Here is a 7140-nt window from a genome sequence, read left to right as displayed (position 1 = left end):
GTTTGAGCAATTGATGAAAGGCGGTGTTATGATGCGACAAAGCCTGAGCCCTCTGAAATTATAACGTTTGTTCGCACTCACATTATAACTTCTCAGACTCAGGCTTTTTCATTTATCCCAAACTGTGGGACAGCAGTGGGCATTTGCCGGGCTTTTTATTGGCTTGCCAAAACCGTTTTTACTTAAAGGCACAGCCGCTCTGCACACCCAGTTTTTTCAGCAGCATCGCCATGGGGCAGAAGCCGGTGAAGGACGCCTGGAACATATTGGCCCCCACAAAGGCCGTGAACCACAGCCAGTAAACTGAATGGAGCTGGCTGAGCAGCAGGCTGGCCAGAATAAACAGTCCGGCAATGGTAAATACCAGTCGATCGACGTTCATAAAAATCCCCCGCTTATTTCAGCTTTTCAATGCCCAGCATCTTGAGAATAAACTTCTCGTGGATGGGGTCTGTGTCGCCCTTGCGCACCTTGCGCATGAAATACTTTTCAAAACCGATTTTCGCCAGGTGCACCCATTTGCCCTTTTTCGCCCAGGTCACATTGCGCGGCGGAATCTGCGGCAGCGCTACGAAGGCCATGCCGGTGTCGCCCATGTCCGCCAGGCAGATGGCGTTCCAGGTGGCCTCGGCTACCGGTTGCTCGCCGGCAATGCAGGAGCCAATATTTTTTACCGTGGCGGCCACCATGGACTCGATCATGTAGCCGGTTTTCGGCACCCCGGTGGGTACCGGAGTGGGTTTCTGCGGCGCAATGGCCACACAGACACCCACCGCATAGATATTCGGGTAGGCGGGATTGCGCTGCTGGTCATCCACCACCACAAAGCCGCGCGGATTCACCAGCCCCGCCACATCGCGGACGGCGTCGATTCCGGTAAAGGCCGGCAGGATCATGGAATACTTGAACGGCAATTCATGACGTTTTTTCTCTTCGCCATTGTCATCGCACTCGGCCACCGTCATGGTGCCGTCCCCGACCTTGATGATCCTGGCATTGGTGATCCAGTTGATGTGGCGCTCGCGGAATTCACTCTCCATCAGGCTCTTGGAGTCGCCCACCCCATCCAGGCCCATATGACCCACATAGGGTTCTGAAGTGATATAGGTGATGGGGACCTTGTGGCGCAGCTTGCGCTTGCGCAGGTCGGCATCGACGATGAAAGAGAATTCATAGGCCGGTCCAAAACAGGACGCCCCCTGGGTCGCGCCGATCACCACCGGGCCGGGGTCCTTGACGAATTCTTCCCATTTTTCGCGCGCCGTCACGGCATGATCCACATGGCACACGGATTCGGTGTAACCGTTGACCGGCCCCAGGCCCTCGATTTCATCAAAGGCCAGCCGCGGACCGGTGGCGATGGCCAGGTAGTCGTAATCCACCCTGGAGCCGTCGTTCAACTCCAACTGGTTCTGTTGCGGGTGGACTTTTTTCACACCGGTGGCTGAAAAGCCGATTTGCTTGCGCTTCAGGCAGGGTTCGATTTCGATCACCACATCCTTGCGCTTGCGCCAATCCACTGCGACCCAGGGATTGGAGGGCACAAACTGGAATTCCGGCGAATCCGATACCACCAGAATTTCGTTGTCCGCACTCAGCGCTTCCCGCAGTTCATAGGCCAGCGATACCCCACCGATGCCCGCACCCATAATCACGATTTTGGCCATGAGATTACCCTCTCAGTCTCTGTTTTATAGCCGCTGTCCCGTATCGACACCACAATAAATGCCGTGCATGGTTTTCAGGATTGCCGCCACGTCGGGATTGGAAAGACGGTAGAACACTCGCTGTGCCTCGCGACGGGGGCTGACAATGTCTTCCTCCCGCAGTCTGGCCAGATGCTGGGACAGTGCCGACTGACTCAGGCCGGTCAGTTGTTCCAGCTCACTCACCGTGTATTCCCGGGTCACCAGGGCGCAGAGCACCATCAACCGGGACGGGTTGGCCAGGGATTTCAGCAATGCCGCCGCTTTGAGCGCATTGGCTTGCATCATTTCCAAATCCATACTGTTATTCATGGGCGGATCTACACGGACAGAATAAATATTAGTTGACTCTAATATAAGTCAAACCTAATATTAGACATATCTAAAGTATTGGTCAAGCATTAACCAGGGAACGAAAACACTATGCTCAACAAGCTCTGCGCAGGAATGGTGCATCTGGCGCTGAACCGCCCCAAGGCCGTGACATGGGTAATGGCGATCTCAACCCTGCTGGTCATCACACTGGCTGCGGTGCCCTCCGTCTGGCCGGAAAAATTTAAACAGTTCCACCACATCACTGTGGACACCGACCCCGAGAACATGCTTTCCCAGGATGAGCCGGTGAGGGTATTTCACCACGAGGCCAAGCAGCGCTTCGCCCTCAGTGATATCGTGGTGGTGGGCATCATCAACCACCGCCACCCCCAGGGTGTGTTTAACGCCGAGTCGCTGGAACGAATCTACCAGCTGACGGAGTTTGCCAAGCGCCTGCAGTGGGACGGCGAGGGCGTCATCAGCATCGACCTGATCGCCCCCTCCACCATCGACAATATCGAGCAGGGCGGCCTCGGCAGCGTCAATTTCTCCTGGCTGATGTCGGCACCGCCAACAACCGATGAAGCAGCCCTGCAAGTGCTGCAGCGCGCCCAACATATCCCGTTCCTGAACGGCACCCTGGTGTCCGAAGACGGCCAGGCACTGGCGCTGTATCTGCCCATCACCAAGAAGGACCTGTCCTACCGCATCCGCTCGCAACTGCTGGATTTCACCAGCGACTGGGCCGCCCAGGGGGATGAGGTACATATCACCGGCCTGCCGGTGGCCGAGGATACCTTCGGCGTGGAAATGTTTATCCAGATGGCCATCTCGGCGCCGCTGGCGATGCTGGTGATCTTCCTGCTGCTGTGGTGGTTCTTCAAGAAACTGATTCTGGTGGTGTCGCCGATGATCATCGCCATGGTCAGCTCCCTGGCGACCATGGGACTGTTGATCGCCACCGGCAACACCATCCATATCATGAGTTCGATGATCCCGATTTTTATCGTGCCCATCGCGGTACTCGACGCGGTGCACATTCTGTCGGAATTTTTCGACCGCTACCCGGTGTACAAGGACCGCCGCAAAGCCATCGAAGAGGTGATGACCACCCTGTTCGCACCGATGCTGTTCACCACCCTCACCACCATGGCCGGCTTCGGCTCGCTGATGCTGACCCCGATTCCGCCGGTGCAGGTGTTCGGCCTGTTCATCGCCATCGGCGTATTCCTGGCCTGGCTGTGGACCATCCTGTTTATCCCCGCCTACATCATGCTGATCGACGAGAAGCGACTGGAGGGCTACGGCCACCACGTCGGCGAGGAGGATCGCAGCCTGCTGGGGCGCATGCTCAAGGCCACCGGCAAGCTGACCACTTACAAACCCCGGCTGATACTGGTACTGACACTGGTGGCCGTAGTGATGGCGGGTTACGGCATCAGCAAGATCGTGGTCAATGACAATCCCACCCGCTGGTTCGAGGCCGAGCACCCGATCCGGGTGGCCGACCGGGTATTGAACGAGCACTTCGGCGGCACCTATATGGCCTACCTGGAACTGGCGGCACCGGATCAGGCTGTCACGGTGGACAAGCCCGCACTGCTGCAACAGCTGTCGAAACGCCAGGCTGACGGCGAAGCCATGGGCAACAGCAGCGCACCCTACCGGCAGTTCGCCACGGCTATTGAGCAGGGCGATGCCGGCGATGCCGGCGATGCGGAAAGCTTGATGGCCGCACTCACAGAACGAGCGGAACAGGGTCTGTCCAACGCCAGCGACGAGGAATACTACAGCTGGGACGACATCCAGTTGTTCCTGGAAGAACAGCAACAGCGCAGCGCGCTGTTCAAACAGCCCGAGGTGCTGCACTGGATGGAGTCCCTGCAGGCCCACCTGCTGAACAATCCCAAGGTGGGCAAGGTCAATTCCCTGACCGATGTGGTGAAAACCGTCTATCGGGAACTGCAGTTGGGAGAGGATAGCCAGTTCCGCATCCCGGACAGCGCCAACGCCGTGGCCCAGACCCTGATCACCTACCAGAACAGTCACCGCCCCCACGACCTGTGGCACTTCGTCACCCCCGACTACCACCGCACCGTGCTGTGGCTGCAACTGAGCAGTGGCGACAACAGGGATATGGAAGCGGTGGTGCAGACGCTGGATGAATTTCTGGCCAGCAACCCGCCGCCGCTGGCTATCGACAGCCAGTGGTTCGGTCTCACCTATATCAACGTGGTGTGGCAGGGCAAAATGGTGTCCGGCATGCTGAGTGCCTTCCTCGGCTCCTTTGTGGTGGTGCTGGTCATGATGATCGCGCTATTCCGCTCATTGACGCTGGGGGTGCTGGCGATGATTCCGCTGGCGGTGACCGTGGGCTTGATCTACGGCATCATCGGCCTGATCGGCAAGGACTACGATATGCCGGTGGCGGTGCTGAGCGCCCTCAGTCTCGGCCTGGCCGTGGACTACGCCATCCACTTCCTGGCCCGCTCCCGCACCCTGGTAGAGAAGGCCGGCAGCTGGCGGGCTGCCGTACCCCAGGTATTCGGCGAACCGGCCCGGGCCATCTCCCGCAATGCCATTATCCTCGGCGCCGGGTTCCTGCCCCTGTTAGCCGCACCGCTGGTGCCCTACCAGACCGTGGGCATCTTTATCGCATCGATTATTCTCAGCGCCGGAGCGGCCACCCTGCTGATCCTGCCAGCTCTTTTGACGCTGCTGAAAAAACTGATTTTCAAGGTAGAGGAGTAACGCCATGAAACTGACCAGAACCATTGCCCCGGCGGTTGGCCTGCTGGCGGCCCTGTGGCTGCCGGGCGCCATCGCGGCAGCCACCCCCAGTGTGGACGAGATCGTCCACCGCACCAACCAGACCGCCTATTACCAGGGTAAGGATGGCCGCGCCCAGGTATTGATGACCATCACCGACAGCCAGGGCCGCGAGCGGGAGCGGCGCTTCACCATCCTGCGCCGGGATGTCGCCGACAGCGACGACATTGCCGGCGAAGCCTACAACGGCGACCAGCAGTTTTACGTGTTCTTCCAGCGCCCGGCGGACGTCAACAAGATGGCCTTCCTGGTGTGGAAACACCTGGCGACGGATGACGACCGCTGGCTGTACCTGCCCGCCCTGGATCTGGTGAAACGCATCGCCGCCTCCGACCAGCGCACCAGCTTTGTCGGTTCCGACTACTTCTATGAAGATGTCAGCGGCCGCGATATCCATGCGGACAGCCACGAACTGCTGGAAGTCACCGACAACTACTTTGTGCTGAAACACACCCCCAGGGAGCCGGACAGCGTGGAGTTTTCCCACTATGTGATGTATGTGCACAAGATCAGTTTCATTCCGGTGCAGACCGAGTACTTCGACAGGAACGGTGAGAAATACCGGGTGGCCACGGCCCTCGGGGTCGATACCATCGACGGCTATCCCACCGTCACCCAGGCCAGCATGGAAGACCTGCGCAGCGGCAGCAAAACCCTGATGAGCTACAGCGCGGTCACTTACAATGTCGGCCTGCCGGAGGAAATCTTCAGCGAGCGCTATCTGCGCCGGGCACCGGTAAACTATCTGCGTTGATCTGAACGGAATCATGAAAAGGACTGTTAGAACCCTGCTGTTTTCCTCTGCCTTTCTGGCCAGCGTGCTGGCAGTGGCAGAACCACCGCTGCCGGGCGGATTGAGTGGCGACAAGCCATCAGCCAGCGGACCTGCGCTGCCCAGCGGACTGGGTTTACCCGGCAGCGCTGATGCGGAGCCTGCCCTGCCTTCAGGGCTGGGCGAGGACAGCGCCTTCAGCAGTTCAACTGAAGACTACAGCCCCCTGACTCTGCACGGCTTTGTGGAGGCCCGTGTTGGCCAGCGGAGCCACGACGACGCGTTGCAACGCAACACCTCCATCGGTGAGGGGCGAGCGCAACTGTCCGTCGATTACGCCGGGGAAAAGGTCACTGCCAGCGTCAGCGGCGACCTCCTGCTCGACGATGTGCAACGGGACGAATCGGTTCAGCTGGACCGCGGTCGCGGCCCCTTTGACCTGAGGGAGGCCTGGCTGCAGATGCCGGTCAACCGGCACCTGGATGTAAAGGCCGGGCGCCAGATTCTTACCTGGGGGGTGGGCGACCTGCTGTTTATCAACGACCTGTTCCCCAAGGACTGGAACAGCTTCTTCAGCGGCCGCGATACCGAGTACCTCAAAGCCCCCTCAGATGCGCTGAAACTGGCCTTCTATTTCGAACCGGCCAACCTGGACGTGGCGTATGTGCCGGAATTCGACAGCGACCGCTTTATCGACGGCCGCCGCATCTCTTTCTACAACCCGCTGATCGGCGACCACAGCGGCCGCGCCACGCCGGTCAATCCGGACTTCCCCCACGGCCGGGAACTGGCCCTCAGGCTCTACAAAAACCTGGCCGGTGCCGAACTGGCGTTTTACGGCTACGACGGCTACTGGAAAAGCCCCAATGGTTACGATCCCTTCAAGGGCCAGAGTACCTTCCCGGAACTGCGGGTCTGGGGCGCCAGCCTGCGCGGCAATCTGGGCAAGGGCATCGCCAGCGGCGAAGTGGGCTATTACGACTCCCGGGAAGACCGCAACGGCGACGATCCGCTGATCAACAACAGCGAGTCCCGGCTATTGCTGGGCTATGAACAGGAGCTGGTGCCCAACCTGACCGGGGCACTGCAATACTATGTGGAGCGCCTCGAGGATTATGACAACTACCGGGACAACCTGCCGGCGGGCATGCCCCAGCGGGACAAATACCGGCAACTGCTGACCAGCCGCCTGACCTGGCTGACCCACAACCAGAATGTCAGCTGGTCGCTGTTTGTTTACTACTCGCCCACAGACAAAGACTGGTACGCCAGACCCAAGGTGAGCTGGAAAGCCTCCGACCAGTTGCTGCTGGAAACCGGCCTCAACAGCTTCGGCGGCAGCGAGGACACCACCTTCTTCGGCCAGTTCGAGGAAGCCAGCAATCTCTACGCGGCAATCCGCTACAGCTTCTAGCAGCCTGTTAAAAAACGTTTTCGAGGCCGGTTATGCAAGGCAACATTGGACGAAAAAGCGGAGTTTATTGCTCATCAATGAGCATGTTGAGTTCAATGTTAACG

The 7140-nt window shown here is 59.0% G+C and carries 6 protein-coding genes; 3 read left to right on the top strand and 3 right to left on the bottom strand.

What is annotated here, in order from left to right:
* Positions 1-178: 178 nt before the first annotated feature.
* Genes ABY948_RS03445 through ABY948_RS03435 form a run of 3 tightly spaced genes read right to left on the bottom strand, consistent with a single transcriptional unit; the run spans position 179 to position 1994 of the window.
* Complete coding sequence (locus ABY948_RS03445; RefSeq protein WP_461481117.1) at positions 179-382, bottom strand: YgaP family membrane protein; 204 nt, start codon at positions 380-382, stop codon at positions 179-181.
* Positions 383-395: 13 nt separating this feature from the next.
* Positions 396-1667 (bottom strand): NAD(P)/FAD-dependent oxidoreductase, encoded by a 1272-nt coding sequence (locus ABY948_RS03440; RefSeq protein ID WP_461481116.1) that lies wholly within the window; start codon positions 1665-1667, stop codon positions 396-398.
* Between the two features lie 24 nt (positions 1668-1691).
* Positions 1692-1994 (bottom strand): ArsR/SmtB family transcription factor, encoded by a 303-nt coding sequence (locus ABY948_RS03435; protein WP_461481115.1) that lies wholly within the window; start codon positions 1992-1994, stop codon positions 1692-1694.
* Between the two features lie 135 nt (positions 1995-2129).
* Between ABY948_RS03435 and ABY948_RS03430 the strand changes: the two genes are divergently transcribed.
* The 3 genes from ABY948_RS03430 to ABY948_RS03420 are packed head-to-tail and all read left to right on the top strand — an operon-like array spanning position 2130 to position 7036.
* Positions 2130-4772 carry an efflux RND transporter permease subunit gene (locus ABY948_RS03430; protein ID WP_461481114.1) on the top strand — a complete coding sequence of 881 codons (2643 nt, stop codon included), beginning with the start codon at positions 2130-2132 and terminating at the stop codon, positions 4770-4772.
* 4 nt (positions 4773-4776) lie between these two features.
* The gene (locus tag ABY948_RS03425) at positions 4777-5604 is read left to right on the top strand and encodes an outer membrane lipoprotein-sorting protein (protein WP_461481113.1); all 828 of its coding nucleotides are present in this window, start codon (positions 4777-4779) and stop codon (positions 5602-5604) included.
* A 13-nt stretch (positions 5605-5617) separates the two neighbouring features.
* Entirely contained in the window at positions 5618-7036 is a 1419-nt protein-coding gene (locus ABY948_RS03420; protein ID WP_461481112.1) for a hypothetical protein, read from the top strand.
* Positions 7037-7140 lie beyond the last annotated feature (104 nt).

Source organism: Porticoccus sp., from assembly GCF_041592135.1.
In the GTDB taxonomy this organism is placed as follows: domain Bacteria; phylum Pseudomonadota; class Gammaproteobacteria; order Pseudomonadales; family Porticoccaceae; genus Porticoccus.
This window is presented reverse-complemented; position numbering and strand designations above follow the sequence as displayed.

Coding starts and splice junctions, on each gene's coding strand:
- ABY948_RS03445 (WP_461481117.1), bottom strand. CDS start 382: ATGAACGTCGATCGACTGGTATTTACCATTGCCGGACTGTTTATTCTG.
- ABY948_RS03440 (WP_461481116.1), bottom strand. CDS start 1,667: ATGGCCAAAATCGTGATTATGGGTGCGGGCATCGGTGGGGTATCGCTG.
- ABY948_RS03435 (WP_461481115.1), bottom strand. CDS start 1,994: ATGATGCAAGCCAATGCGCTCAAAGCGGCGGCATTGCTGAAATCCCTG.
- ABY948_RS03430 (WP_461481114.1), top strand. CDS start 2,130: ATGCTCAACAAGCTCTGCGCAGGAATGGTGCATCTGGCGCTGAACCGC.
- ABY948_RS03425 (WP_461481113.1), top strand. CDS start 4,777: ATGAAACTGACCAGAACCATTGCCCCGGCGGTTGGCCTGCTGGCGGCC.
- ABY948_RS03420 (WP_461481112.1), top strand. CDS start 5,618: ATGAAAAGGACTGTTAGAACCCTGCTGTTTTCCTCTGCCTTTCTGGCC.